Consider the following 22,535-nt stretch of genomic DNA (forward strand, 5'->3'; position numbering starts at 1 on the left):
GCCTCAGTCCGCGAAACGGGGCTTCCGCTTCTCAAGGATGGCGTTGACCCCCTCCATATGGTCTTCGGTCAGGTGGCTGATCGCCTGCGCGGCGGCGCTCATCTCCATCAGGGTGTCGTAGCTGGCCGTCTGTCCCTGCTTGAGCAGGGTCTTGGCCAGCCGTAGTGCATGTGGCGGTTGCTCGGCGATGCGCGCGGCCAGTCCGAGCGCCGCGTCCATGAGGCCGTCCCGCGGCACGACCTTGGAGACCAGGCCCCAGTCGCACGCCGTGCGGGCGTCGATCACATCGCCGGTGAACAGCAGCTCGGCCGCGCGGCTCATGCCGATCGTCCGTGGCAGCAGCCAGGCGCCTCCGTCACCCGGGATCAAACCCAGCTTCAGGAAGGTGACCCCAAACTTCGCCTCCTCCGCCGCGATCCGGATGTCCGTCATGCAGGCGACATCGCAGCCCAGTCCGATCGCGGGTCCGTTAACCGCGGCGATAGAGGGGACCTCCAGGCCGTAGATCGCCCGCACGACCCGGTGGATGTTGTTGCGGTAGCCCTCGCGGATCTCCACCGCCGAGCCTGCGAACGCGCCCGTGCGGGCCTGCATCGCCTTCACGTCGCCGCCGGCGGAGAACGCCCGTCCGGCGCCGGTGAGCACGACGCAGCGGACCGAGGGGTCGGCGTTGATGCTGGCGCAGGCCGCGGCCACCTGCTCGCCGTCGCCCGGAGCGCCCAGAGCGTTCATCGCGTCCGGACGATTCAAGGTCAGCACCGCGACCTTGCCGTGTCGCTCGACGGTGATCAGCTCCATCCCTCGCTCCTGTCCTCTGCGGGCTTTTTCAGAGGCCAAATGCGACGCGAGCGCCGGAGCATCCAGCGATTTCTGCGGCGGCCCGAAGGTTGGGCGCGTCAGTCGCGGTCGAGACGCTCGGAGAGCTGGCCGAGAACGCGCAGGCAGGCGTCCAGGTCGGCGGGGTTCATGTCGGCGAACAGCTCTTCCTGCAGATCGGCGACGATCTCCTGGGCCTGCTCGATGACCGGGGCCGCCGACGGCTTGATCCGGACCACCTTGGCCCTGCGGTCGCCATGGTGGGCGCGCCGCTCCACCCAATCCTGCGCCTCCAGCGCGTCGATGAGGCGAACCACGGTGGGCTCCTCCACCCCCAGGCGCTGCGAGAGTTCGCGCTGAACGACGCCGTCCTGAGCTCCGGCGATCTCGGCCAGGGCGGCGCATCGGGCGTCGGTCTGGCCGATCACCTTCAGTCGCTCGTTGAGCCGAGCACGCCACCGGCGGCCCGCGAGCAGGAGCCCCTGAGCGAGCGCCGTGCGGATGTCGGCGTCGGAAGGAACTCGGTGACTAATGGACATCAAATGGGCTCCACCAAGAGCGACGAATGGGAGATCCGACAATCCGTGATCTGAGTAATCGTATGCCAGGTGAAGCTATACTGCGTCGTCAATGCCACAATGCGACAATGTGTCCAAACCTTGGCGTGTGAGGCTTTGAGCCCGCCACCACCGGCCGCAACACGACTTTGAGAAGCATTTTCTCCCGCTAATTCAGCAGCTACTCAGCACCTTATCTTGCTAATAATCTGCACAGTAAGCGGTTATACGCGGGTGTACTGAATGGATCAGTAATCATTTTTCAAGGACCGACCGATCAAAAGTCCAGCGTTGGCCTTTTCACGTCTTGGCCGACAGGGGGCTTCGTGCGGTGCTGCTGAACAACCTGAGGATTTCCCGAAAGATCCCGGCTGTCGCCGCGGCGGGCGTCAACTGTGCGCCGCCTGGCCAAGACCCCGCCGCCACCACCGCCGCAAAGCCGGCGGCTCGCCTTGCGGGCGCCGCGACGCCGCCGCCCGCCATGAAGACCGCCTCCGCCGACGCCGCCCCGCTGTGCTGGACGGGCCCCGCGATCGGTGCGGATGCGGACAACTGGAAAGAATTCTAGGCCATGGGCACACCCGAAGACGCAAACTCCGCCAGCTTGGAGCTGGCCCCAGTCCTTGACCTGAAGGCGGCGACCCCGCTGGCCCAGGCGCTCATGGCGCTGCGCGGTCGCGACGTCACTTTGAACGCTTCGGCCGTCCAGCGACTGGGCGCCCAGTGCCTGCAGGTGCTGCTCTCCGCCCGCAACACCTGGGCCGAAGACGGCGCGCAGTTCGCGGTCAGCGAGCCCTCGGAGCCCTTCATCGAAACCCTCGCGCTGCTTGGCGCGCCCTACCCCACCTACTTCCAACCCGCGGAGCTTGCGGCATGAGCCTGACCATCCTCACGGTCGACGATTCACGCACGATGCGGGACATGCTCCGCCTGGCCCTGGTGCAGGCGGGCTACACCGTTCTGCAGGCCGAGGACGGCCAGCATGGGCTGGAGGTGCTGGACGACGCCACGCCGGACGTCATCGTCACCGACATCAACATGCCGCGCCTGGACGGCTACGGCTTCATCGAGGGCGTCCGCGCCGACGACCGGCACCGCACCGTGCCGATCCTTGTGCTGACCACCGAGAGCAGCCCTGAGAAGAAGCAGCGCGCCCGCGACGCGGGCGCGACGGGCTGGATCGTGAAGCCCTTCAACCCCGAGAAGCTGGTGGACGCGATCCGCCGCGTCGCCGCCTAAGAGGAGTCGGTCGCTTGGACCCGATGGCGGAAATCAAGGCCACGTTCTTCCAGGAGTGCGAGGAGCAGCTCGCCGAACTGGAGTCCGGCCTGCTGGCGATGGAAGGCGGCGATGACGGCTCTGAGACCGTCAATGCGGTGTTCCGGGCCGTGCACTCGGTCAAGGGCGGGGCCGGCGCATTCGGCCTCGACGACCTGGTGCGGTTCGCCCACGTCTTCGAGACCACGCTCGACCAGGTGCGCAGCGAGAAGCTGGCGCCCACGCCTGAGCTGCTGAAGGTGATGCTGCGCGCCGCCGACGTGCTGACCGATCTGGTCCGCGCCGGGCGGGACGGCGGGACGGTCGACGAGGCGCGCACGGAGGCGATCGCTGCCGAGCTGAATGCGTTCTCGGGCGGCGAAGCCGATGCCGTGGCCGACGACGACGACGGCATGGGCGAGCTCGACTTCCAGCCGCTGGCGGTGGGCGTCCCCGCCGCGCCGCCGGCGCCTGAGGGCGGCGGATGGACCGTGCTGTTCAAGCCGAGGGCCGATCTTTACGCCAAGGCGAACGAGACCGTGCTGCTGCTGCGGGAGCTGTCTCGCCTCGGGCAGGTGGAAGTCGAGCTGGACGCCTCGGCCCTGCCGCTGCTGCCCCATCTCGATCCGGAAGGCTCCTACCTCTCCTGGACGGTGCGCCTCACGGGCGACGCCACGGAGGGCGCGGTCCGCGAGGTGTTCGAGTGGGTGGACGGCGACTGCGAGCTGCAGGTGCAGCCGGCCAGCGGCGCTGACGTCCCGGAAAAGTCGGACGCAGCGACCGCCCTGCCCGGCCCGGAGGCCGGCGGCGAGCTCGACATCGCCTCACTCATCGCCAAAGCCCAGGAAGCCGCGGTCGCGGACCCTCCCCCGGCGGCTGAGCCCACGACTGCGGACGCGCCCGGCGCGCCCGCCTCGGCCGCGGCGACGCCGGCCAAGGCGTCGGCGAACGCCCCGGCGGCCGCGGCTCAGGCCGCTCCGACCATCCGCGTCGACCTGGATCGCGTCGATCGCCTGATCGACCTGGTCGGCGAGCTGGTGATCAACCAGGCCATGCTGGCCCAGCGGGTGACCGAGGCCGGTCTCGCACGGGCCTCGAGCGTGGCCATGGGGCTGGACGAGCTGGAGCAGCTGACCCGCGAGATCCAGGACAGCGTCATGGCCATCCGCGCGCAGCCGGTGAAATCCGTCTTCCAGCGGATGCCGCGTCTGGCCCGCGAAGTGGCCAGCGCCACTGGAAAACAGGTGCGGCTGATCACCGACGGCGAAGGCACCGAGGTGGACAAGACGGTGATCGAGCGGCTCGCCGATCCCCTCACCCACATGATCCGCAACGCCATCGACCACGGCCTCGAGAAGCCGGAGAAGCGCAAGGAAGCCGGCAAGGACCCGGAAGGCGTCGTGCGGCTGTCAGCCCTCCACCGGTCGGGCCGCATCGTGATCGAAGTCGCTGACGACGGCGCCGGCATCAACCGCGAGCGGGTGAAGCAGATCGCAATCGACAAAGGCCTCATCGCACCGGAGGCGGCGCTCACCGACGAAGAGATCGACAACCTGATCTTCATGCCGGGCTTCTCCACGGCCAGCGAGATCTCCGACATCTCCGGTCGCGGCGTGGGCATGGACGTGGTCAAGCGCTCGATCCAGGAGCTCGGCGGGCGCATCTCGATCACCTCTCGTCCTGGACTGGGCTCGACCTTCACCATGAGCCTGCCGCTGACGCTGGCGGTGCTGGACGGCATGGTGGTGTCCTCCGGCGACCAGACCCTGGTCGCGCCGCTCACCGCCATCGTCGAGACGCTCCAGCCCCGCTCGTCGGAGGTGCACGGCCTGGGCGGCGGCGCACGGGTGATCTCGATCCGCGGCAGCTACGTGCCCCTCGTGGACGTGGGGGTGTCGCTCGGCTACCGGACCGAGCCGCTGGAGCCGGAAGCCGGCGTCGCCTTGCTCATCGAAGGCGAAGGCGGCGCCCGCGCGGTGCTGCTGGTGGACGCCATTCAGGGCCAGCGCCAAGTCGTCATCAAGAGCCTGGAAGCCAACTACCGCCGCGTGCCGGGCATCGCCGCGGCCACCATCCTGGGCGACGGCCGCGTCGCCTTGATCCTCGATATCGACGCCCTGGTCGCCGCCTCCCGCGCGAACGAGGCGCCGCGCCTCATGCAAGCAGCTGGATGAACCCGATGAGCGAGTCCCCCACCGGCGGCGGCCTGGGCCGCGAGCTGATCTCCTTCCGCATCGGCGCGCAGGAGTTCTGCGTGGATATCATGTCCGTGCGCGAGATCCGCGGCTGGACGCCCGCCACCGCCCTGCCGCAGGCGCCGCCCTTCGTGCGCGGTGTGATCAACCTGCGCGGCGCTGTCCTTCCGATCGTCGACCTGGGGGCTCGTCTGGGCCTGGGCGCGGCCGACCCGACGGCGCGGCACGTGATCATCGTGGCCCAGGTCGAGAAGCAGATCGTGGGCCTGCTGGTGGATGCGGTGTCCGACATCCTCACGGTCAGCGACGACATGATCCAGCCGACGCCTGACGTCGCCTCGGAGATGGTCCGCAACTTCGTCCGCGGCCTGCTCGCCATCGACGGCCGCATGGTTTCCTTCATCTCGCTCGACCGGGTGCTGCCCGAGAGCGAGCTCGAAGCTGCGGCATGAGCCAGGCCACCCTCCAGATGACCCCAGGCCAGAGCCGTAGCGAGCAGATCGTCGACGGCGAGTTCACCTTTACGTCCGAGGACTTCCGGCTGATCGCCCAGACGCTGCACGCTGCAGCTGGGATCGCTTTGCCCGACTCCAAGGCGACCCTCGTCTACTCCCGCCTGGCTAAGCGGCTGCGTGCGCTCGGCTTGGAAAGCTTCCGCGACTACTGCGCCCTGGTCTCCGGCAAGGACGGGCTCGACGAGCGTCAGCAGATGATCGTGGCGCTGACCACCAATGTGACGCGGTTCTTCCGGGAGCCGCACCACTTCGAGCACCTGAAGACGCAGGTGCTGCCCAAGCATCTGCCGGAGGTCCGCCGCGGCGGGTCGCTGCGGATCTGGTCGGCGGGATCTTCGAACGGCCAGGAAGCCTATTCGATCGCGCTGACCATCCTGTCGCTGATGCCGGATGCGCCGGAGTACGACATCCGCATCCTGGCGAGCGACATCGACACCAAGATGCTGGCGGAGGGCCGTGAGGGCCTTTACGGCAGCTCCGCCATGGCGCCGGTGCCCGGCGAACTGCGCGCCCGCTGGTTCGAGCGCGAGGGGGACCAGTGGCGCGCCTCGGAGCCGCTGCGCCGCCTGGTCGTCTTCAACGAACTCAACCTGATCGGCGAGTGGCCGATGAAGCGCCAGTTCCAGGCCGTCTTCTGCCGCAACGTGCTGATCTACTTCGAGGAAGCCACCCAGGAGCGGATCTTCAGCCGGTTCGTCCCGCTGATGGCCCCGAACGCCTCCTTGTACATCGGCCACTCCGAGCGGGTCTGCGGACCCGACGCGCATCGCTTCGCGACCGATGGGGTGACCACCTACCGCTTCACGGGGACCGGCCGATGATCCGCGTGCTCATCGTCGACGACAGCGCCACCATGCGCAGCCTGATCGCGGCCACCCTGCGCCGCGATCCCGAGATCGAGGTGGTCGGCCAAGCCGGCGACCCGCTCGAGGCGCGCGACGCGATCAAGGCGCTGAACCCCGACGTCATCACCCTCGATGTCGAGATGCCGAACATGAACGGCCTCGACTTCCTCGAGAAGATCATGCGGCTGCGCCCGATGCCGGTGGTCATGGTCTCCACCCTGACGGTGCGCGGGGCGGAGGCGACCCTCGAGGCCCTGGCCCTGGGCGCCATCGACTGCGTGGCCAAGCCGTCCACCGGCGGGCCAGATTCCTTCGACGATCTGCCCGCCAAGGTGAAAGCCGCCGCCCGTGCGCGCGTGCGCTCGACCGCCACCACCTCCGGCAGGGCGGTGGACCGGCTGGAGCACGTGGCGGACGGGCGAGTGATCGCCATCGGCTCCTCCACCGGGGGCGTCGAGGCGCTGATCACCGTGCTGTCGCGCTTCCCCGCCAACTGCCCGCCGACCGTGATCACCCAGCATATGCCAGGGACCTTCACCAAGAGCTTCGCCGAGCGGCTCGACCGCCTCTGCGCGCCGAAGTGCGAGGAGGCCCGCGACGGCGCGCCCCTGGAGCCGGGCCGCGTCTACCTCGCCCCGGGCGGCGAAGCCCACCTCGAGGTGACCGAGCAGCGCTGCCGGATCGTGCAGGGCGACCGGGTCAACGGCCATCGCCCCTCGGTGGATGTCCTCTTCCACTCCATGGCCAAGGCTTTTGGCCGCCGGGGCGTGGGCGCGATCCTGACCGGTATGGGTCGGGACGGGGCCCAAGGCCTGCTGGCCATGCGCCAGGCAGGAGCCCGCACCCTCGGCCAGGACGAGGCCACCTCGGTGGTCTACGGCATGCCCAAGGCCGCCTTTGAAATCGGAGCCGTCGAGCGCCAAGCGCCGCTCGAGCGTCTCGCCGCCGAGATGCTGAAAGCGCCCGCTACCTCTTCAGTCGAGAGAACCTGATGCCTTCCGCCGCCTCAATTAAGGTCCTCATCGTCGACGACCAGCAGACGATGCGCTCTCTTGTCCGCAACGGGCTGGAGCAGCTTGGCTTCCGCGAGTTCACCGAAGCCGGCGACGGCGAAGCCGGCCTCCGCTCGATGCTGACCGCGCCGCCAAACCTGGTCATCTCGGACTTCAACATGCCGAAGCTCGACGGGCTGGGGCTCCTGCGCGCGATCCGCAGCCACGAGCCGATCCGCAGCACAGCCTTCATCATGCTGACCGGCCGGGCGGACAAGGAACTGGTGCAGCGCGCCGTCCAGTTCGGCGTCAACAACTACCTTGTGAAGCCCTTCACGGTCGCGACCTTGAAGGGGAAGATCGAAGCGGTCTTCGGCGCCCTGACATGAGTGGCGTCGGCGCCGGCCGCTATACCGATCTGGTGAAGCGCCCCATCCACGTGGTGCAGGGCGAGCACGCCATCAGCGACGATCCGGACGCCGTGCTCACGACGATCCTCGGAAGCTGCGTGGCGGCTTGCATGCGCGATCCGGTGGCCGGCGTCGGGGGCATGAACCACTTCCTGCTGCCGGGCGGGCCGAAGACGGGCGAGACCGACGCCGAATCCATGCGCTACGGCGTGCACGCCATGGAGTTGCTCGTGAACAGCCTGCTGGCCCGGGGGGCGCGGCGCGACCGGCTGGAAGTCAAGCTGTTCGGCGGCGGCCGCCTGGTGAAGGGCCTCACCGACGTGGGCGCCTCGAACGCCAAGTTCGCCGAGGACTTCATCGCCCGCGAGAAGCTGAAGCACGTCGGCGGCTCGCTGCGCGGCGACTCCGGCCGCCGCATTCAGTACTGGCCGGTCAGCGGCCGCGCGCGCCAGGTCTTCCTGGGCGACCGGGACGCCTTCGAGGCGGAGGTCGTCGTCGCCCCGCTCCCGGCCGCCGTGCAGACCGGGGCCCTGGAGCTGTTCTGATGCCCCATTCGACCCAGCCGCTGGAAGCGGTCCTGACCGCGTGCGCCGCCGAACTCGAGGAGCTGTCGGCCCGGTGCGAGGCGCTGCAGGCGGCGCTCTCCGAAACGGTGTCCAGAGGCGGCGGGGACGCACAGGCCCTAGACCTGATCACCCAGCGCACCGCCGGCCTGGCCGACTTTCTGGAGAACGTGGCGGGGGTCATCCCCGCCGAGTGGCAGGTGGACGCCGACGCGGCCGCTCGCAAGCTCACCCTGACCGACCTGGCGAGCGCGCTCACCGGCCGGGCCCGCTTGGCCGCCGACCCTGGCGAGCTGGACTTCTTCGGGGCGTAACGGATGGCCGAGCCGCGCCTCAACCTCGGCAAGGCTACCGTCCTCCTGGTGCAGAACAGCTCCACCGAGCTCGACATCCTGGGCCAGATGTTCATCGGTTTCGGGGTGAAGGGCATCCGCAAGTGCACCAACATCGAAGATGCCGACGCGGTCGCGCAGTCGTCCGTCTTCGATCTTCTGGTGGTCGATTGTGACATTCCGGACGGAGCGGGCTTCGATTTCGTGAGCCGGCTGCGCCGGGTCGAGGAGAACACGAACCGCCTGGCGCCGGTCCTGCTGCTGTGCGGCCACACGGCGCCCGCCAACGTGGAGCGCGCGCGCGACTGCGGCGCGAACTTCGTGGTCGCTAAGCCGGTCACGCCCCCCGTGATGTTCGACCGGCTGATGTGGCTGGCGCGCGAGCAGCGGCAGTTCGTCGAGGCCGAGAGTTACGTGGGACCCGACCGGCGTCACAAGGCCTTCGGCCCTCCGCCCGGCGAGAAGGGTCGCCGCCATGACGATCTGGGCACAGAGATCGGCCTGCCGATCGGCCCCGATCTCGAGCAGGACGAGATCGACATGTTGATGAATCCCAGGAGAGCCGTGGCGTGAAACCGCCGAACATCTTCAAGTACGAGAATCGGCTGGCGAAGACCGTGGTCAAGAAGGGCGGGCTCTCGGCCGGCGAGGCGATCGCCGCGGCGGACGAGCGGGTCGAGCAAGTTCGCCAGCCGACGCTGGACGACATCGATCGCGCCCTGGGGGAGCTTGCGGCCCTGGGCTCCGAGCTCAAGGGACCCGACGCCGTCACCCTGGAGACCATGTACAGGGACGCCAACCGCATCGTCGCTGTGGCCGGGGTGTTCGGCCTGGGGGAGCTGGGAGATGCGGCCTACAGCCTGTGCGAGCTGATCAGCCGGTTCCAGGCGGGAGGACGTTTCAGCCGACCGATGGTGGACGTACACCTGGATGGCCTGAAGCTGCTGCGCCAGCCGCAGGACCATGCCGAGGATCGGCGGGCGGAGGTGCTGCGCGGGCTGCGCCAGGTGGCCGCGAGCGTGGCCTAGGTTACGCCGCTTTGGTGCGGCGCCGGGCCCATGCTAAGCGCGCGGCGTGACCGCCGCCGAACGTCTGACCCTGAGCCAAGCCGAGATCCGTGCGCTCGACCGTGACCTCGACCGCCTGGCGGCGGAGAGCCCCGCGGGGTGGCTGAAGCCGGGGGTCAGTTCGCCCGGCGGTGTCGCCGTGGCCGGGCATGACGGGTTCCTGTTCATTGGCGACGGGGCGAATCGCTGGGAGCGCCAGTACAGGCAAACCGAGCCGATGGACGCGGATTGGCTGGCCACCTGGGCGGCCGTTTTCGCCGCCCGGCAGGCGGAGGCCGGCGCCCGAGGCGTGCCGCTGGTCAACCTAGTCATCCCGGAAAAGCAGGTGGTCTATCCTGAGAAGAGGTGGGCGACCGACACTCCCAGGGGGGACCAGCGCCCGCTGCGGCAGCTGGCGCGCAGACTGGGTCCGGAGGCGCGGCTGGTTTATCCGCTGGGCGCCTTGCTCGCCTGCCGGGAGGAGGGTCCGGCCTACCCGCGGCGCAACTCGCACTGGACCGCCTCGGGCTGCGTGGCGGTGACCCACGCGGTCCTGGCCCAGGCCGCGCCAGAGGTCGAGCTGACCGCGCTGCGCTTCACCGGCGAGCGGGACGTGCAGCCGCACGATCTTACGCCGCACCTCTTCGATCCGCCGCCGCTCGACGCGGTGTTCTGGCTGGTGACCCCGGGCGAGAAGACGTTCGACAACGAGCACATGCAGCGCACCGGTCAGCAGCGCGGCACGATCTACGTGTTGGAGCATGCCGCCGCGCCAGACCCGCGCACCGTCATCGTCTTCGGCGACAGCTATTCCTACAATCTCGGCTTCACCGGCGCGCTGTCGGCGGTGTTCCGCAAGGTGGTGTTCGTCTGGTCCAAGAACGTGGTCTGGGACCTCGTCGACAGGCAGGAGGCGGGGCTTGTCGTCTGGCAAAGCGCCGAGCGCTTCCTGGCCACGACGTCGCGGGCCTGACCCCTAGTCGTGGCGGCGCAGGTGTCGTAACCCGCCTGCACGATCGCCGCTGGTGACCCTGGATGACGAAATCCCTCGCCGAATTCATCGACCTGCCCGTGGTCTCCGATCCGCGGGGCAACCTCTGCTTCGCCGAGAGCGAGCGACACGTGCCGTTCGAGATCCAGCGAGTTTACTACCTCTACGATGTCCCGAGCGGATCTTCCCCACCGAGCGCCGGCGGGCGGTGGAGATCGCGCTCGCGTGGATGGCCAAGCTCGGGATGGTCGACTGGCTGACATAGCCGGGCGGCACAAAAACCGCCGCTCGTTCGTTCTCCCCTGCCGAGCCTCCAGGCGCGAGGCTCCAGTCAGAGGAGAGAGACATGCGCCGGATCCTGATCGCAACGGGCGCCGCGGCCGTGATCGCCGCCCCTGCCGCCACCCCCGCCTATGCGGGCTGCAAGACCACCGGCACGGTGGTGGGCGGCCTGGCCGGCGGCCTGCTGGGCAACGCCGTGGCCGGCCGGGGCGCGCGGACCGAAGGCACGGTCCTGGGCGCCGGCGTTGGCGCGCTGGTCGGCCGGCAGGTGGCCAAGAGCAACTGCAACAACAATCGCCGAGCCGCCTATCGCGCCCCGCGGACCGCCTACCGGGCGGCGCCGGTGAGCTCCGCCCGCTATGCCAGCTATGCGCCGCGCTGCCGGATGGAGACGCGGGCCTACTACAATCAGTGGGGCGAGCTGGTGTACGCGCCCACCCAGGTCTGCCGGTAGCCGCCCATGGCCATCCGCAAGCTGACGGCCGCCGCGGCCCTGGGGGTCGCGGCGCTGACGCTCACCGCCTGCAACGAGAACGAACGCCGGGCGACCGCTGGCGGCGGGGCTGGCGCCCGCCTGTGCATGCCGTTCGCTGGCGAGACGACGGGCCGCGGCCAGGGCGCCGCCCCCATCCCGCCGTCGCCGAGCGGCCCGTCCGGCATGATGGATGACTGCCTGCACCGCTGGGGCTACGCCCTGGCCGCCTCGCCCGATCCAGCGGACCAGGTGGCCGGGGCGGTGGTCGCCGCCTGCATGCCGACCCTGTCGCGTTGGAACCAGCAGGCGCTGGCCCCCACCGGCCCGGGCGGCGCAGCGCCGCCCGCCCAGGCGCAGAGCCTGATCACTGGCGAAGAGACCAACGCCATGGCCGAGCGGTACCGCTACGTCGAAGGCCGTGCGCTGTTCTACGTGGTTCAGGCGCGGGCCGGAAAATGCCCGGCGCCGCCGATGACCAACGGGGCTCCCACGGGGGGCGCCGCCGGCTGACCGGAGCCGTCAGGACTGGGCCGGCTGGCCAAGGTAGAGCCCCACCGCGGTGCGATTGGGGCCGACCTTCTCCACCGCGTCGGCCAGCTCTTCGGGTGAGGCCTCGAGGCGCTCGGCCCAGTAGCGAACTTCCTCGGCATCGCCGAGGTCTATGTCGCCCGGCCCGTCGAAGCTGCGCTCTTCATTGGGTCGCATCGGGAGCTCCTGGTCCCAGCCAATGACAGAACCCCTTCGTCAGGTGGGCCGTTCCAGCCGCCGGCGGAGCTTGCGCGAGGCGGAGGCGACCCCCGAGGCGGGGACGAGCACCGGGCGGGCCGCACGGGCCCGGACCCCCTTCGGCTTCACCGCGAACGTCTGCTTGACGGCTTCCATCAGCACGATCCCGGCGAACCCCGGCCAGAGCCGCGACCCCACCTGTTCGAACCCCTCGGCCCAGCCGGCGAGCCAGGCCAGCGGCGGCACGTACAACGCCCGGGTCCACCCGGAGGGCTCGAGCTCGGCGTCCCGCAGCAGCTCGGCAAGTTGGCTGCGGCTGTAGGGTCGACCATGCCCGAACGGCGTCTTCTCGGCGTCGGCCCACAGCCCATTGCGCGCCGCCACGGCGACGATCACCCGGCCTGACGGCGCCAGCACCCGCCACACCTCGCGCAGCATGCCCACCGCGTCGGGGCTCTCCTCGATGGCATGCGCGAGCAGGATGCGGTCGAACAGCGCATTGGGGAACGGCAGGGCGTCCTCGGCGGCCAGGGCCGCGCGATTGTGGCCGCCGGGCCAGACCTCGACGCCCTGCTGGGCGGGCATTGCGGCCACCACGCGCCGGGCGCTGTCATGCAGGTGGCCGACGAAGGGCGTCGCGTAGCCCAGGGCGAGCACGTCGAGGCTGTGCGCGTCGCCCCAGGCCTCCAGGACCTTGCGGCTCACCATCGCCCGAGCCGCCTGCCCAAGGGGCGAGGCGTAGAACTGGCGGAGTTCCAGGACGTCACGACGCATACCGGCGAGAGCTATGCTCGACTTGGGCCCGCCGTCGACCTTAAATCAGCGCGCCAGCCTCCCGATCCAGAGGGCCAGATGCCGCTCACGGTCCACCAGTTCCCCTGCCTGTCCGACAACTACGGCTTCCTGGGCCGCGACGAGGCCTCGGGCCTGGCTGTGTGTGTGGACACGCCGGAGGCCGGCGCGATCCTGCGAGAGGTGGAGCGGCTCGGCTGGAAGCTCGACCTCATCCTCAACACCCACTGGCATCCCGACCACGCGGGCGGGAACGCCGAGATCAAGGCCGCCACCGGCGCGCGGGTGGTCGGGCCCGCCGAGGTGACGCGCATCTCGCCCCTGGACCGGGAGGTGCGCGGCGGCGATTTCGTGCTGCTCGGCGAGACACGCTTCGAGGTGCTGGAATCCGGCGGCCACACGCTCGGCCACCTGGCCTACTACGATGCTGATGACGGCGTCGCCTTCGTGGGGGACACCCTCTTCGCCCTCGGCTGCGGCCGGCTGTTCGAGGGCAAGCCCGAACAGATGTGGGCGAGCCTGCAGCGTCTTGCGGCGCTGCCCGACGACACCCGGGTCTATTGCGCCCACGAATACACCGCCTCCAACGCGCGCTTCGCCCTTTCGGTCGACGACGACGCGGCCCTGCAGGCCCGGGCGGCGCGGATCTTCGCCGCTCGCGAGCGCGGCGAGCCCACCGTGCCGACCACCATCGGCCTTGAGAAGGCCACCAACCCCTTCTTGCGCGCGCCGCTGCTGGCGGAGCGGGTGGGCGCCGCGGGCAAGCCGGACCACGAGGCGTTCGCCGCCGTGCGGGCCGCCAAGGACATGTTCCGGGGCTGACGGCCGCCTAGTGGTCGCCGGGCGTGTTGGCCACCGCGACGATGCGCTCGGAGGACGGCCGGCCCGCCAGGCCTTGCTGGGGCGCCACCATGACGATCAGGACGCCTCGGCTGATCTCGGCTCCCGCGCGCCGGCCTTCCACCAGGCGAACGCGGCGGATACGGTCCAGCAGGGCCCGGCTGCGCGGGGACCGGCTCATCCGCATCATGGCCTCGCTGGTCACGATCGCGGCGTCGGCGATCAGGGCCGAGGACGCCGGCGAGGCCTCTGCGTCGAACGGGATCAGCCGCCGCGTCGCACGGCTCGCCCGGGCGCTGGCCTGGGCCAGCTTCTCCAGCAAGGCCTGCGGCCCAAGCGGCGCCAGACGCAGGGGCGCGCCGCCCCCCGCCAGAGCCGCGGCCGAGCCGGCCGGCCGTCCCGGCGTGAAGACCGTCAATCCGCCGAGGCGGGTGGCGCGGATGACCGGCTGGCCCAGGTCGTTCTTGTAGATGACGTCGCCGCGCGGCGCCGGCTGAGGGTTCAGCGCCCACACCTCGGGGCTGTTGTCGAACTTCAGCAGGGGACGCGCCTGGGTGCGGTCGAGGGTGAAGGCGACGCCGTCCTCCGAGACGTAGCGCGCCACGGGCGGGGCCGTGAACTGGCGGCCATCCGGCGCCTTGCGGCCGAACAGGCCGTCGCGCAGCCGCGGGGCGGAAGCCTCGGCCGGATAGGCGCAGGCGAGCGCGGTGACGCAGAGCGCCAACGCGGTCACCGCCCTCCGAAACGCCGTTGGCTCGCCCGTCATGATCGGATGTGAGATGCCGTGGGATCAGGGCGCTTTTTGGACGCCCCGACCAACGGTCAAGCCATATACTGGCCGCCGTTGAGCGTCAGCGTCGAACCCGTCACATAGCCCGCCCGCTCGCCCGCGAGGAACGAGACCATGTCGGCGATCTCCTCGCCGCGCCCGAGGCGGCCCACCGGGATCTGGGCGACAATGCCCTCCAGCACCTTCGGCGGCACCGCCTGCACCATCTCGGTGTCGATGTAGCCGGGCGCGATGCAGTTCACGGTGATGCACTTCTTGGCGTTCTCGAGCGCGAGCGCCTTGGTGAAGCCGATCATGCCGGCCTTGGCCGCGGAGTAGTTGGTTTGGCCGATCTGGCCCTTCTGGCCGTTGATCGAGGAGATGTTGATGATCCGGCCCCATTCGCGCTCGCGCATGCCCTCGATCACCTGACGGGTCATGTTGAAGAGCGAGTCCATGTTCACCCGGATCACCTCGCCCCACTGCTCGGGGCTCATCCGGTGGAAGACGCCGTCGCGGGTGATGCCGGCGTTGTTGACCAGGACCTCGATCGGTCCGAGTTCGGCCTCCACGGCCTCCGCGGCGCGCCGGCAGTCGTCGAAGACGCCGACATTGCCCTTCACCACCATCACATCCAGCTCGCGGGCGCAGGCCTCGGCCGCCGCGTCGTTCCCCGAGTAGCCGGCGGCGACCTTCATGCCGTCGGCCTTGAGCCGTTCGACGATCGCTCGACCGATGCCACGGGTCCCGCCCGTGACCAACGCAACCCTGGCCATCTGCAACTCCCTATGATGACGGACGCCGGTTGATCCGGCGCTCCGTAGTCAGAACGCTCAGACTTGCTCGACGCACATGGCCACGCCCATGCCGCCGCCGACGCAGAGCGTCGCCAGGCCACGAGACGCGCCGGACCGCTTCATCTCGTGCAGCAGGGTGGTCAGGATTCGCGCCCCGGAGGCGCCGATCGGGTGGCCGATGGCGATCGCGCCGCCGTTGACGTTCACCTTCTCCGGATCAAGGCCGAGGTCGCGCACCACACAGATCGACTGCGCGGCGAAGGCTTCGTTGGATTCCACGAGGTCGAGGTCCCCCACGCTCCAGCCCGCCCGCTCCAGGGCCTTGCGGCTGGCCGGGATCGGACCCGTACCCATGATCTCGGGATCCACACCGGCATGAGCCCAGGACGCGATGCGCGCGAGCGGCTTCAGGCCGCGCTTCTGCGCCTCGTCGGCGCTCATCAGCACGAGGGCCGCGGCCCCGTCGTTGATGCCCGAGGCGTTGGCGGCCGTGACCGAGCCCTCCTTGTTGAAGGCTGGCTTCAGGCCGGAGACGCTGTCCAAGGTGACGCCGTGGCGGATGTACTCGTCCTGGTCGACGACCGTGTCGCCCTTGCGCCCCTTGATGGTCACGGGCGCGATCTCGTCGGCGAACTTGCCGGCCTTCTGCGCGGCCTCGGCGCGGTTCTGCGAGGCGACGGCGAAGCGGTCCTGGTCTTCCCGGGTGATCTGCCAGCGGGCCGCGATGTTCTCGGCCGTCTGGCCCATGTGGTAGCCGTGGAAGGCGTCCCACAGCCCGTCCTTGATCATGGTGTCGACGAAGCCCAGGTCGCCCATCTTTTGGCCGTTGCGCAGGTTGGCGGCATGCGGCGACTGGCTCATGCTCTCCTGGCCGCCGGCCACCACGATGGCGGCCGAGCCGTCCTGGATCTGCTGGGCCGCAAGCGCCACAGCACGCAGCCCGGAGCCGCAAAGCTGGTTCAGGCTCCACGCGGGCGCCTCCGCGGGCACGCCCGCGTTGATCGCCGCCTGCCGGGCCGGGCCCTGGCCCGCGCCGGCCTGCAGCACCTGCCCCATGATGACTTCCTGCACATCGGCGACGGCGATGCCGGCGCGCTCCACCGCGGCTTGGATGGCTACCTTGCCGAGCTCATGGGCGGGGAGGCTGGAGAGCGCCCCGTTGAACGACCCTACGGGGGTGCGGGCGGCGGAAACGATGACGACGTCGCTCATGCGGCGGCTCCTGAACCTGGGGGACGGCCCTGGAAGTCATATCAGCCCGTGGCGATGCCTGGGCAAGGGCAAGCTTTCAAAACCCCAGCCATTTGCCAATAAGCTCGCATCCGCGATACTGCGCTGCAGAAGAAGGCCCCGCCGACGCCCGGCGCAGGCCAAAAAGGATCAGGGATGGCCGACACCGAAGGGACTGGCGGCGCGGGTCAGGGCGAGCGCGTCGTGATCAAGAAGTATGCGAACCGGCGGCTCTACAACACCGCCTCGTCGAGCTACGTGACGCTCGAGCACCTGGCGGACATGGTGAAGAAGGGCGTCGACTTCGTCGTCTATGACGCCAAGACCAACGAGGACATCACCCGCACGGTTCTGACCCAGATCATCTTCGAGGAGGAGAGCCAGGGGCAGAGCCTGCTGCCGATCCAGTTCCTGCGGCAGCTGATCGGCTTCTACGGCAACTCCATGCAGGCCTTCCTGCCGAGCTACTTGGAGCTGTCGCTAGCGAGCTTCACCCAGCAGCAGGAGCGGATGCGGCAGCAGTTCCAGGCGCTCGGCCACGGTGCGGCCCTGCCGAGCTACGAAGACCAGATCCGCCAGAACATGCAGCTCTTCGACCGGGCGATGAAGATGTTCTCGCCCTTCGCCTACGCCAAGCCGGAGGAGCCCGCCCAGGCGCCCGCCGCTGCGAAGGCCGATCCCGCTCCGCCGGCCGACGATGCGCTCGCCGACCTGCGCAAGCGGATGGAAGAGATGCAGGCGCAGATCGAGAAGCTCGCCAAGCGTTGAACCTGGCTTATGGTTTGCAGTTCGGTAAGCATGATGTCCCGAATTGATCCGATCCGCAGGGCCGCCCTTGTCCGCCGCGCCGTCAGGACCGAGGCGGACGAGGCTGTCGAGCCGCAGGAACCCTACAGCGCGAACCTGCCCGTGCCGGTGGACGCACCGCGCAACGTCCCGCCGCGGAACGCCGGCGCCCAGGGCGAGGCCGCCTTCGCCGCCCAGCTGCTCGGACAGGACGGCCAGAAGCGGGGCCTGCGGGCCGGCGCCGAGCTGATCGACCACGCCAAGACCTCCTACGTGCGCACCGAGTGGTCCGGCTCCTACGACCGCCGCGCGCGCAAGGGCCGGTTGACCAACACCGAGCTCTGAGCCCTGGGCGCCACCCTGGCTGGCGCCGCTGGGGTGTTGTGGTACAGTTTATACGCAATGTGATCGGGGCGGGCGTGCGTATCCTGGTGTCGGGAGTGACGCGCCGGGACGGAGGCGCATGGACGGGGGAAGCACGAGCGCGACGGCCGATGAGGTCGAGCTTACGATCCTGATGCCCTGCCTCAACGAGGCCGAGACGCTCGCCGCCTGCATCGCCAAGGCGAACGGCTTCCTCGAACGCGCCGGGGTCCGCGGCGAGGTGCTGATCGCCGACAATGGCAGCACCGACGGCTCACAGGAGATCGCGCGGAGTTTGGGCGCGCGCGTGGAGCCGGTGGCGCAGAAGGGCTACGGCGCCGCCTTGCTTGGCGGCATCGCGGCCGCGCGCGGCCGCTTCATCGTCATGGGCGACGCGGACGACAGCTACGACTTCAGCCGGCTCGACAGCTACCTCGAGCGCCTGCGCGGAGGCGCGCAGCTTGTGATGGGCAACCGCTTCCAGGGCGGGATCGGGGCTGGCGCCATGCCGCCGCTCCACAAGTACCTTGGCAACCCGGTGCTGAGCTTCATCGGGCGGCTGTTCTTCCGCATCCCGGTGGGCGACTTCCACTGCGGCCTGCGCGCCTTCGACGCCCGCGCCATCCGGAGCCTCGGCCTGCAGACCACCGGCATGGAGTTCGCGTCTGAAATGGTCGTGCGAGCGGCCCTGGCCGGGCTCCGTATCGAGGAGACGCCGACCACCCTGCAGAAGGACGGCCGCAGCCGACCGCCGCACCTGAAGACCTGGCGCGACGGCTGGCGGCACCTGAAGTTCCTGCTGATGTACAGCCCACGGTGGCTGTTCTTCTATCCGGGCTTCATGCTGACGGCGGTCGGGGCCGGGCTGGGCGCGGCGCTGTTCCCAGGGCCGTTGCGGCTGGGCGGCGGCGTGACCATGGACCTCAATGCCTTCGTCGCCGCCTGCTTCATGATCGTGTCCGGGGTCCAGCTCGTCACCTTCGGCGTGCTGTCCCGGGTCTATGCGGCGATGACGGGCTTCCTACCGTCCAGCCCAAGGTCCGAAGCCCTCGAGCGTCATGCCAACACGGACCGGCTGGCGCTGGTCAGCCTGGTGCTGCTGCTGGTCGGCCTGGGCGCCTTCGGCTTCGCCCTGGTGAGCTGGGCGCAGCGCGACTTCGGACAACTCACCGACCCTCTGATCCCCCGCCTGGTGATCTCAGGCTTGGCGCTCGTCGCCGTGGCGCTGCAGACCTTCTTCTCCGCGTTCCTGCTGGGCACCCTTTCGATCCCCAAGATCGGAGGGACCCGGCGTTGAGCGCCGCTGAGATGGCGCCGCGGCGCGGCCGGAGGAACGACCAGCTGAGCACCGCGGTAGGGGCCGCGCTGATCATCGGCTTCGTGATCGCTTTCGCTGCACGACCCGTCGTGTTCTTCAGCTCGGCCGGTCTGGACGACGCCCTCTTCATGCGGCTGGGGCAGTCGCTGGCCAGCGGCCGATGGCTCGGGCCCTACGACCAGAACACCCTGGTGAAGGGCATGGGCTTCCCCGCCTTCCTGGCCCTCTCGAACGTGCTCGGCCTGCCCTTCGGCCTGGCGTTGGCGATGTTCCACGCCGCCTGCGCAGCCTTCGCCGCCCATGTGGTCGGACGGCTGCTGAGCTCGCGGTTTATGGGCGTCGCCCTGCTGGCGAGCCTGTTGCTGTTCCCCACGCTCTACATGGGCGACCAGATGCGGGTGATCCGCGACCTCTTCTACACCTCGCTCGGCGTGGCGCTGGTCGCCGCCGCCATCGCCGTCGCCTCGAGGCGTGGCGCGCCCCGCCCGCTGGCCATCGGGCTCGCAGGCGCGCTGGGCGCCTGGTGGTGGCTGACGCGCGAGGAAGGCGTGTGGCTGATTCCGACACTGGCGGTCATCGCCGCGCTGCCGCTGGTTGCGCCCGGCGCGCTGCGCAAGGGGTGGCGGGGCGCCGTGACCGCGCTCGCGCCCTCGGCGGCTGCCGCAGCGATCGCGGTGGGGCTGGTGGCGGGCGTGGCTGCCATCAACGCGGCGGTCTACGGACGCTTCGTCGTCAATGAGATCAAGGACGACGCCTTCGAAGGCGCGCTTTCGGCGGTCCAGGAGGCCAGCGCGCCCTATGCCCGCGAACGGGTGCCCGTCCCCGCGGCCGCCCGGGAGCAGATGTACCGGGTCAGCCCCGCGTTCGCCTCGCTGCGCCACCTCGACGGGCCAGGCGGAGCCGGCCTGAAGTCGGTCGGCTGCGAGGCGGACCCTAGAATCTGCGGCGACTTCGGGGGCGGGTGGTTCTTCTGGGCCATGCGGGAAGCGGCCGCAGCGACGGGGCGCCACCGCTCGCCCGACGAGGCGGCGGCCTTCTACAGCCAGCTGGAGCGCGAGGTCGAGGACGCCTGTGAAGCGGGCCGCCTGAAGTGCACGGACTGGCACGTCCCCCTGGTCCCGCCTATGCGCGCCAACCAGCTGGACGACGTGGCGCTGTCGATGGCCAACACCACAAGGGTCATGTTCTTCCACCAGCCGTACTGGACGGGGGTCCTGCCGTCGGAACTGGGCGCGCCCGACGCCGAGGCCCTCCTCGCATTCCTGAACCATCCCGCCTATACGCCCGACCGGCTGCGCCGACAGGTCTCCGGCTGGTTCGTGGGCCGCGACGCGGAGTGGTTCGAGCTCGCGCCGGGGGCGGGCGTCGAGCTGCAGCCGGTGACCCGCTCCTTCAGCCCCGACCTGGTCGCCCATTTCTCGAACCCGGCGCTGACCGACCAGCGGTTCGCGCTCGCCGCCATGTGCCCGCTCGAGGCCTGTCCGGTGACCCTGCGGCTCGCGGACGGCGCGAGCTTCCCCATCGACCTGAACAGGCTCGAGCTTGGCCCACACAAGTTCGGCCGCGCGCAGCTGTTCGTCGACGCGGTGGGACCCGAGCCCGCACGGCCGCTGCTGAAGACCCGGTTCTCGCAAGCGTGGGTGAGCTTCGCGGTCGGCTTGACGCCGCTCTTCCAGGCGCTCGCCGTGGCCGGGGTGGCCTCCGCCCTGGCGGTGCTGGTGATGGCGGCGGCGCGGCGGCGGCTGACCCTGGCGGCGGTGCTGTGCGTGGCTCTGGGCGGGGCCGTGGCGGCGCGGATCCTGATCCTGGGGCTGATCGACGCCCTCTCCTTCCCGGCGGCCAACAACGTCTACGCGCTGCCCGCCATCCCCCTGCTGCTGATCCTGTGCGTCATCGCCCTGCACGCGGCGCTGGCGCCGGCCGCGGCGCGGCTCCGTCGCCGGAAGAGCTAGACCCGCCGTAGGCGCGCCAGCTCCGCCTCCAGCGCCGCCACGCGTCGCTCCAACGCGGCGAGCCTTTCGTCCACGGGGGAGGCCTGGCCGGGGGTTGGCGTGGAGATCCCGGCGCGGTCGGCCACTTCGCGAGCGTCGACCCCCAGCAGTTCGGCGAAGACGCCCACCTCCCCGGCAGAAAGCTCCCGCTGGTCCTTGAAGGCCAGGTTGATGTCCGCCTCGCTCATCCCGGCCGCGGCCGCCAGCACACGGCGCGAGAGTCCGCGCTCGGCGAGACGGGCGTCGAACCATTCAGCGTCGAAGAACAGGGCCATGGCCGCTCCGGAACGTCTGGCGCGGGACTTGCTTAACCGTGATCGCATCGTCCGACCACGGGGTCCGCATTGGCCAGGCTCACCTCCCGCTTCATCGACGTCGCCGTGGTGGCCCTGATCTTCACGGTGTTCATCGGCGGCTGACCCCGTCCGGATCCCGCCAGCCGCGCCGATCGACGTCTGCCAACCTCTCCAGGTCAGCAAGGAGAGCCCCACATGGCTTCGATCATCAGGCAGGTGGAGATTGACGCGCCGGCTGCGGCCGTCTGGGACGCGGTCGCCGACTTCGGCGCGGTTCACCGCCGCTTCGCGCCGGGCTTCGTCACCGACGTGCAGCTGGTCCCCGGCGCGCGAATGGTCACCTTCCACAACGGCCAGACGGTGAAGGAGCTGTTCCTTGGCCGGGACGACACAGCCCGGCGGCTGGCCTACGCGGTGGTGAGCGAGCGGCTGGCGCACCACAGCGCCGCGTTCCAGGTCGTGGAGCTCACCGGTGACCGATGCCGGGTGGTGTGGACGGCCGACCTGCTGCCCGACGAGATGGCGCCCTATATCGCCGGTGAGATGGAGAAGGGCCTCGACGCTGCGAAAGAGGTCCTGGGGCGCGTCCCCGCCTAGACCTCGTCGGCGCCCTGCGGATCGCGGGCGCGGGACTGCAGCCACATGACCCCCAGCAGGTCCGATAGCGAGACCCAGAGGCGTCCGAGGTTGGTGTATTTCGAGACGCCGGTCTCGCGGTTGCGGTGGTTCACTGGCCGGAACGCCGTCTGGTAGCCCTCGCGCAGCATCAGCGCCGGCAAGTAGCGGTGGATGTGGTCGAAGTAGGGAAGCCGCAGGAAGGCCTCGCGCCGGAAGGCCTTCAGGCCGCAGCCGGTGTCGTTGGCCGTGTCCTTCAGCAGGCGCTTGCGGACGCCGTTGCCGAGTTTCGAGGCGATCTTCTTGGCCCGGGTATCCTGGCGCTTGACCCGCTCCCCGCCCACCAGGGCGAGGTCCGGCGGCCCGGCCAGCAGGGCGTCCACCAGCCTGGGGCCATCCGCCGGGTCGTTCTGGCCATCGCCGTCGAGGGTGACGATCACCTCGCCGCGGGCCGCGAGGATGCCGGTGCGGATGGAGCGGCTCTGGCCCGAGTTCTTGCGGTGGGCCAGCACCCGCAGCTGGGGGATCTCGGCCTGGAGCGCCTTCAGCGCGGCCCGCGTCCCGTCCCGGCTGGCGTCGTCCACGAAGATCATCTCGTAGTCCCGGCCGGCGAAGGCCTGGGCGATCTCGCGGGCCAGGGCGGGCGCGGCGCCCTCCTCGTCGAAGACCGGGACCACCACGGAGATCTGGGGCGCTTGAGCCATGGACCTCCCTTAGCCGAAAAGGCGAGTCACGT

Annotated in this window: 31 protein-coding genes; 22 read left to right on the plus strand and 9 right to left on the minus strand. The window is 70.0% G+C overall.

The window, feature by feature from the left end; translation table 11 throughout:
* Positions 1 to 3: 3 nt before the first annotated feature.
* Both VIL67_RS17955 and VIL67_RS17960 read right to left on the minus strand, forming a co-directional pair.
* Entirely contained in the window at positions 4 to 798 is a 795-nt protein-coding gene (locus VIL67_RS17955) for a crotonase/enoyl-CoA hydratase family protein (RefSeq protein ID WP_332050290.1), read from the minus strand.
* Between the two features lie 98 nt (positions 799 to 896).
* Complete coding sequence (locus VIL67_RS17960; protein ID WP_332050291.1) at positions 897 to 1,355, minus strand: MarR family winged helix-turn-helix transcriptional regulator; 459 nt, start codon at positions 1,353 to 1,355, stop codon at positions 897 to 899.
* Positions 1,356 to 1,704: 349 nt separating this feature from the next.
* On the opposite strand from VIL67_RS17960, the gene VIL67_RS17965 reads away from it, so the two are divergent.
* From VIL67_RS17965 to VIL67_RS18040, 16 genes are all read left to right on the plus strand, one after another.
* Positions 1,705 to 1,941, plus strand: a complete 237-nt coding sequence (locus VIL67_RS17965; RefSeq protein ID WP_332050292.1) for a hypothetical protein — start codon at positions 1,705 to 1,707, stop codon at positions 1,939 to 1,941.
* A 3-nt stretch (positions 1,942 to 1,944) separates the two neighbouring features.
* Positions 1,945 to 2,250, plus strand: a complete 306-nt coding sequence (locus tag VIL67_RS17970; protein WP_332050293.1) for an STAS domain-containing protein — start codon at positions 1,945 to 1,947, stop codon at positions 2,248 to 2,250.
* A complete protein-coding gene (locus VIL67_RS17975; RefSeq protein WP_332050294.1) occupies positions 2,247 to 2,612 on the plus strand; it encodes a response regulator in 366 nt (121 codons plus the stop codon). The genes VIL67_RS17970 and VIL67_RS17975 overlap by 4 nt, the downstream gene beginning before the upstream one ends.
* Before the next feature lie 14 nt (positions 2,613 to 2,626).
* Positions 2,627 to 4,804, plus strand: a complete 2,178-nt coding sequence (locus VIL67_RS17980) for a chemotaxis protein CheA (RefSeq protein ID WP_332050295.1) — start codon at positions 2,627 to 2,629, stop codon at positions 4,802 to 4,804.
* Between the two features lie 5 nt (positions 4,805 to 4,809).
* Positions 4,810 to 5,277 carry a chemotaxis protein CheW gene (locus VIL67_RS17985; protein ID WP_332050296.1) on the plus strand — a complete coding sequence of 156 codons (468 nt, stop codon included), beginning with the start codon at positions 4,810 to 4,812 and terminating at the stop codon, positions 5,275 to 5,277.
* Positions 5,274 to 6,161 (plus strand): CheR family methyltransferase, encoded by an 888-nt coding sequence (locus VIL67_RS17990; RefSeq protein WP_332050297.1) that lies wholly within the window; start codon positions 5,274 to 5,276, stop codon positions 6,159 to 6,161. The genes VIL67_RS17985 and VIL67_RS17990 overlap by 4 nt, the downstream gene beginning before the upstream one ends.
* Positions 6,158 to 7,177, plus strand: coding sequence for a protein-glutamate methylesterase/protein-glutamine glutaminase (locus tag VIL67_RS17995; protein ID WP_332050298.1), 1,020 nt, complete (start codon positions 6,158 to 6,160; stop codon positions 7,175 to 7,177). The genes VIL67_RS17990 and VIL67_RS17995 overlap by 4 nt, the downstream gene beginning before the upstream one ends.
* Positions 7,177 to 7,566, plus strand: a complete 390-nt coding sequence (locus tag VIL67_RS18000) for a response regulator (RefSeq protein WP_332050299.1) — start codon at positions 7,177 to 7,179, stop codon at positions 7,564 to 7,566. Before VIL67_RS17995 ends, VIL67_RS18000 begins: the two co-directional genes overlap by 1 nt.
* Positions 7,563 to 8,132, plus strand: coding sequence for a chemotaxis protein CheD (locus VIL67_RS18005; protein ID WP_332050300.1), 570 nt, complete (start codon positions 7,563 to 7,565; stop codon positions 8,130 to 8,132). The genes VIL67_RS18000 and VIL67_RS18005 overlap by 4 nt, the downstream gene beginning before the upstream one ends.
* Entirely contained in the window at positions 8,132 to 8,464 is a 333-nt protein-coding gene (locus tag VIL67_RS18010) for a hypothetical protein (RefSeq protein ID WP_332050301.1), read from the plus strand. Before VIL67_RS18005 ends, VIL67_RS18010 begins: the two co-directional genes overlap by 1 nt.
* Before the next feature lie 3 nt (positions 8,465 to 8,467).
* Complete coding sequence (locus VIL67_RS18015) at positions 8,468 to 9,055, plus strand: response regulator (RefSeq protein WP_332050302.1); 588 nt, start codon at positions 8,468 to 8,470, stop codon at positions 9,053 to 9,055.
* Entirely contained in the window at positions 9,052 to 9,510 is a 459-nt protein-coding gene (locus VIL67_RS18020) for a hypothetical protein (protein WP_332050303.1), read from the plus strand. The genes VIL67_RS18015 and VIL67_RS18020 overlap by 4 nt, the downstream gene beginning before the upstream one ends.
* A gap of 46 nt (positions 9,511 to 9,556) precedes the next feature.
* Positions 9,557 to 10,501 carry an alginate O-acetyltransferase AlgX-related protein gene (locus tag VIL67_RS18025; protein ID WP_332050304.1) on the plus strand — a complete coding sequence of 315 codons (945 nt, stop codon included), beginning with the start codon at positions 9,557 to 9,559 and terminating at the stop codon, positions 10,499 to 10,501.
* A gap of 62 nt (positions 10,502 to 10,563) precedes the next feature.
* On the plus strand, positions 10,564 to 10,779 hold the full coding sequence (locus VIL67_RS18030) for a WxcM-like domain-containing protein (protein WP_332050305.1): 216 nt from the start codon (positions 10,564 to 10,566) through the stop codon (positions 10,777 to 10,779).
* A gap of 86 nt (positions 10,780 to 10,865) precedes the next feature.
* Positions 10,866 to 11,255: a glycine zipper 2TM domain-containing protein gene (locus VIL67_RS18035; RefSeq protein ID WP_332050306.1), complete on the plus strand. Its 390-nt coding sequence runs from the start codon at positions 10,866 to 10,868 to the stop codon at positions 11,253 to 11,255.
* Positions 11,256 to 11,261: 6 nt separating this feature from the next.
* The gene (locus VIL67_RS18040) at positions 11,262 to 11,786 is read left to right on the plus strand and encodes a hypothetical protein (protein WP_332050307.1); all 525 of its coding nucleotides are present in this window, start codon (positions 11,262 to 11,264) and stop codon (positions 11,784 to 11,786) included.
* Positions 11,787 to 11,795: 9 nt separating this feature from the next.
* Here VIL67_RS18040 and VIL67_RS18045 read toward each other — a convergent pair whose 3' ends face one another.
* A complete protein-coding gene (locus VIL67_RS18045; protein ID WP_332050308.1) occupies positions 11,796 to 11,981 on the minus strand; it encodes a DUF3606 domain-containing protein in 186 nt (61 codons plus the stop codon).
* Between the two features lie 39 nt (positions 11,982 to 12,020).
* Positions 12,021 to 12,776: a class I SAM-dependent methyltransferase gene (locus VIL67_RS18050; RefSeq protein ID WP_332050309.1), complete on the minus strand. Its 756-nt coding sequence runs from the start codon at positions 12,774 to 12,776 to the stop codon at positions 12,021 to 12,023.
* 78 nt (positions 12,777 to 12,854) lie between these two features.
* Here VIL67_RS18050 and gloB point away from each other — a divergent pair, with 78 nt between their 5' ends.
* Positions 12,855 to 13,616, plus strand: coding sequence for a hydroxyacylglutathione hydrolase (gene gloB, locus VIL67_RS18055; RefSeq protein WP_332050310.1), 762 nt, complete (start codon positions 12,855 to 12,857; stop codon positions 13,614 to 13,616).
* A 7-nt stretch (positions 13,617 to 13,623) separates the two neighbouring features.
* Here gloB and VIL67_RS18060 read toward each other — a convergent pair whose 3' ends face one another.
* From VIL67_RS18060 to VIL67_RS18070, 3 genes are all read right to left on the minus strand, one after another.
* Positions 13,624 to 14,367: a DUF4908 domain-containing protein gene (locus VIL67_RS18060; RefSeq protein ID WP_332050311.1), complete on the minus strand. Its 744-nt coding sequence runs from the start codon at positions 14,365 to 14,367 to the stop codon at positions 13,624 to 13,626.
* 89 nt (positions 14,368 to 14,456) lie between these two features.
* Positions 14,457 to 15,179 carry an acetoacetyl-CoA reductase gene (phbB, locus tag VIL67_RS18065; protein WP_332050312.1) on the minus strand — a complete coding sequence of 241 codons (723 nt, stop codon included), beginning with the start codon at positions 15,177 to 15,179 and terminating at the stop codon, positions 14,457 to 14,459.
* 57 nt (positions 15,180 to 15,236) lie between these two features.
* Positions 15,237 to 16,412: an acetyl-CoA C-acetyltransferase gene (locus VIL67_RS18070; protein ID WP_332050313.1), complete on the minus strand. Its 1,176-nt coding sequence runs from the start codon at positions 16,410 to 16,412 to the stop codon at positions 15,237 to 15,239.
* A 174-nt stretch (positions 16,413 to 16,586) separates the two neighbouring features.
* Between VIL67_RS18070 and phaR the strand changes: the two genes are divergently transcribed.
* The 4 genes from phaR (at position 16,587) to VIL67_RS18090 (ending at position 20,849) form a co-directional block, all read left to right on the plus strand.
* Complete coding sequence (gene phaR, locus VIL67_RS18075) at positions 16,587 to 17,198, plus strand: polyhydroxyalkanoate synthesis repressor PhaR (protein ID WP_332050314.1); 612 nt, start codon at positions 16,587 to 16,589, stop codon at positions 17,196 to 17,198.
* 30 nt (positions 17,199 to 17,228) lie between these two features.
* Positions 17,229 to 17,561 carry a hypothetical protein gene (locus VIL67_RS18080; RefSeq protein ID WP_332050315.1) on the plus strand — a complete coding sequence of 111 codons (333 nt, stop codon included), beginning with the start codon at positions 17,229 to 17,231 and terminating at the stop codon, positions 17,559 to 17,561.
* Between the two features lie 118 nt (positions 17,562 to 17,679).
* Positions 17,680 to 18,876 (plus strand): glycosyltransferase family 2 protein, encoded by a 1,197-nt coding sequence (locus tag VIL67_RS18085; RefSeq protein ID WP_332050316.1) that lies wholly within the window; start codon positions 17,680 to 17,682, stop codon positions 18,874 to 18,876.
* The gene (locus VIL67_RS18090) at positions 18,873 to 20,849 is read left to right on the plus strand and encodes a hypothetical protein (RefSeq protein WP_332050317.1); all 1,977 of its coding nucleotides are present in this window, start codon (positions 18,873 to 18,875) and stop codon (positions 20,847 to 20,849) included. The genes VIL67_RS18085 and VIL67_RS18090 overlap by 4 nt, the downstream gene beginning before the upstream one ends.
* Here VIL67_RS18090 and VIL67_RS18095 read toward each other — a convergent pair.
* Positions 20,846 to 21,163: a DNA-binding protein gene (locus tag VIL67_RS18095; protein ID WP_332050318.1), complete on the minus strand. Its 318-nt coding sequence runs from the start codon at positions 21,161 to 21,163 to the stop codon at positions 20,846 to 20,848. The genes VIL67_RS18090 and VIL67_RS18095 overlap by 4 nt on opposite strands.
* Before the next feature lie 216 nt (positions 21,164 to 21,379).
* Here VIL67_RS18095 and VIL67_RS18100 point away from each other — a divergent pair, with 216 nt between their 5' ends.
* Positions 21,380 to 21,781, plus strand: coding sequence for an SRPBCC family protein (locus VIL67_RS18100; protein ID WP_332050319.1), 402 nt, complete (start codon positions 21,380 to 21,382; stop codon positions 21,779 to 21,781).
* Here VIL67_RS18100 and VIL67_RS18105 read toward each other — a convergent pair.
* Complete coding sequence (locus VIL67_RS18105; protein WP_332050320.1) at positions 21,778 to 22,503, minus strand: glycosyltransferase family 2 protein; 726 nt, start codon at positions 22,501 to 22,503, stop codon at positions 21,778 to 21,780. The genes VIL67_RS18100 and VIL67_RS18105 overlap by 4 nt on opposite strands.
* Positions 22,504 to 22,535 lie beyond the last annotated feature (32 nt).

Origin of the sequence: Phenylobacterium sp. (assembly GCF_036563385.1) — a bacterium.
Taxonomy (GTDB): Bacteria; Pseudomonadota; Alphaproteobacteria; order Caulobacterales; family Caulobacteraceae; genus Phenylobacterium.

Coding starts and splice junctions, on each gene's coding strand:
- VIL67_RS17955 (WP_332050290.1), bottom strand. CDS start 798: ATGGAGCTGATCACCGTCGAGCGACACGGCAAGGTCGCGGTGCTGACC.
- VIL67_RS17960 (WP_332050291.1), bottom strand. CDS start 1,355: ATGTCCATTAGTCACCGAGTTCCTTCCGACGCCGACATCCGCACGGCG.
- VIL67_RS17970 (WP_332050293.1), top strand. CDS start 1,945: ATGGGCACACCCGAAGACGCAAACTCCGCCAGCTTGGAGCTGGCCCCA.
- VIL67_RS17975 (WP_332050294.1), top strand. CDS start 2,247: ATGAGCCTGACCATCCTCACGGTCGACGATTCACGCACGATGCGGGAC.
- VIL67_RS17985 (WP_332050296.1), top strand. CDS start 4,810: ATGAGCGAGTCCCCCACCGGCGGCGGCCTGGGCCGCGAGCTGATCTCC.
- VIL67_RS17990 (WP_332050297.1), top strand. CDS start 5,274: ATGAGCCAGGCCACCCTCCAGATGACCCCAGGCCAGAGCCGTAGCGAG.
- VIL67_RS17995 (WP_332050298.1), top strand. CDS start 6,158: ATGATCCGCGTGCTCATCGTCGACGACAGCGCCACCATGCGCAGCCTG.
- VIL67_RS18000 (WP_332050299.1), top strand. CDS start 7,177: ATGCCTTCCGCCGCCTCAATTAAGGTCCTCATCGTCGACGACCAGCAG.
- VIL67_RS18005 (WP_332050300.1), top strand. CDS start 7,563: ATGAGTGGCGTCGGCGCCGGCCGCTATACCGATCTGGTGAAGCGCCCC.
- VIL67_RS18010 (WP_332050301.1), top strand. CDS start 8,132: ATGCCCCATTCGACCCAGCCGCTGGAAGCGGTCCTGACCGCGTGCGCC.
- VIL67_RS18015 (WP_332050302.1), top strand. CDS start 8,468: ATGGCCGAGCCGCGCCTCAACCTCGGCAAGGCTACCGTCCTCCTGGTG.
- VIL67_RS18030 (WP_332050305.1), top strand. CDS start 10,564: ATGACGAAATCCCTCGCCGAATTCATCGACCTGCCCGTGGTCTCCGAT.
- VIL67_RS18035 (WP_332050306.1), top strand. CDS start 10,866: ATGCGCCGGATCCTGATCGCAACGGGCGCCGCGGCCGTGATCGCCGCC.
- VIL67_RS18040 (WP_332050307.1), top strand. CDS start 11,262: ATGGCCATCCGCAAGCTGACGGCCGCCGCGGCCCTGGGGGTCGCGGCG.
- VIL67_RS18045 (WP_332050308.1), bottom strand. CDS start 11,981: ATGCGACCCAATGAAGAGCGCAGCTTCGACGGGCCGGGCGACATAGAC.
- VIL67_RS18050 (WP_332050309.1), bottom strand. CDS start 12,776: ATGCGTCGTGACGTCCTGGAACTCCGCCAGTTCTACGCCTCGCCCCTT.
- gloB (WP_332050310.1), top strand. CDS start 12,855: ATGCCGCTCACGGTCCACCAGTTCCCCTGCCTGTCCGACAACTACGGC.
- phbB (WP_332050312.1), bottom strand. CDS start 15,179: ATGGCCAGGGTTGCGTTGGTCACGGGCGGGACCCGTGGCATCGGTCGA.
- VIL67_RS18070 (WP_332050313.1), bottom strand. CDS start 16,412: ATGAGCGACGTCGTCATCGTTTCCGCCGCCCGCACCCCCGTAGGGTCG.
- phaR (WP_332050314.1), top strand. CDS start 16,587: ATGGCCGACACCGAAGGGACTGGCGGCGCGGGTCAGGGCGAGCGCGTC.
- VIL67_RS18080 (WP_332050315.1), top strand. CDS start 17,229: ATGATGTCCCGAATTGATCCGATCCGCAGGGCCGCCCTTGTCCGCCGC.
- VIL67_RS18085 (WP_332050316.1), top strand. CDS start 17,680: ATGGACGGGGGAAGCACGAGCGCGACGGCCGATGAGGTCGAGCTTACG.
- VIL67_RS18095 (WP_332050318.1), bottom strand. CDS start 21,163: ATGGCCCTGTTCTTCGACGCTGAATGGTTCGACGCCCGTCTCGCCGAG.
- VIL67_RS18100 (WP_332050319.1), top strand. CDS start 21,380: ATGGCTTCGATCATCAGGCAGGTGGAGATTGACGCGCCGGCTGCGGCC.
- VIL67_RS18105 (WP_332050320.1), bottom strand. CDS start 22,503: ATGGCTCAAGCGCCCCAGATCTCCGTGGTGGTCCCGGTCTTCGACGAG.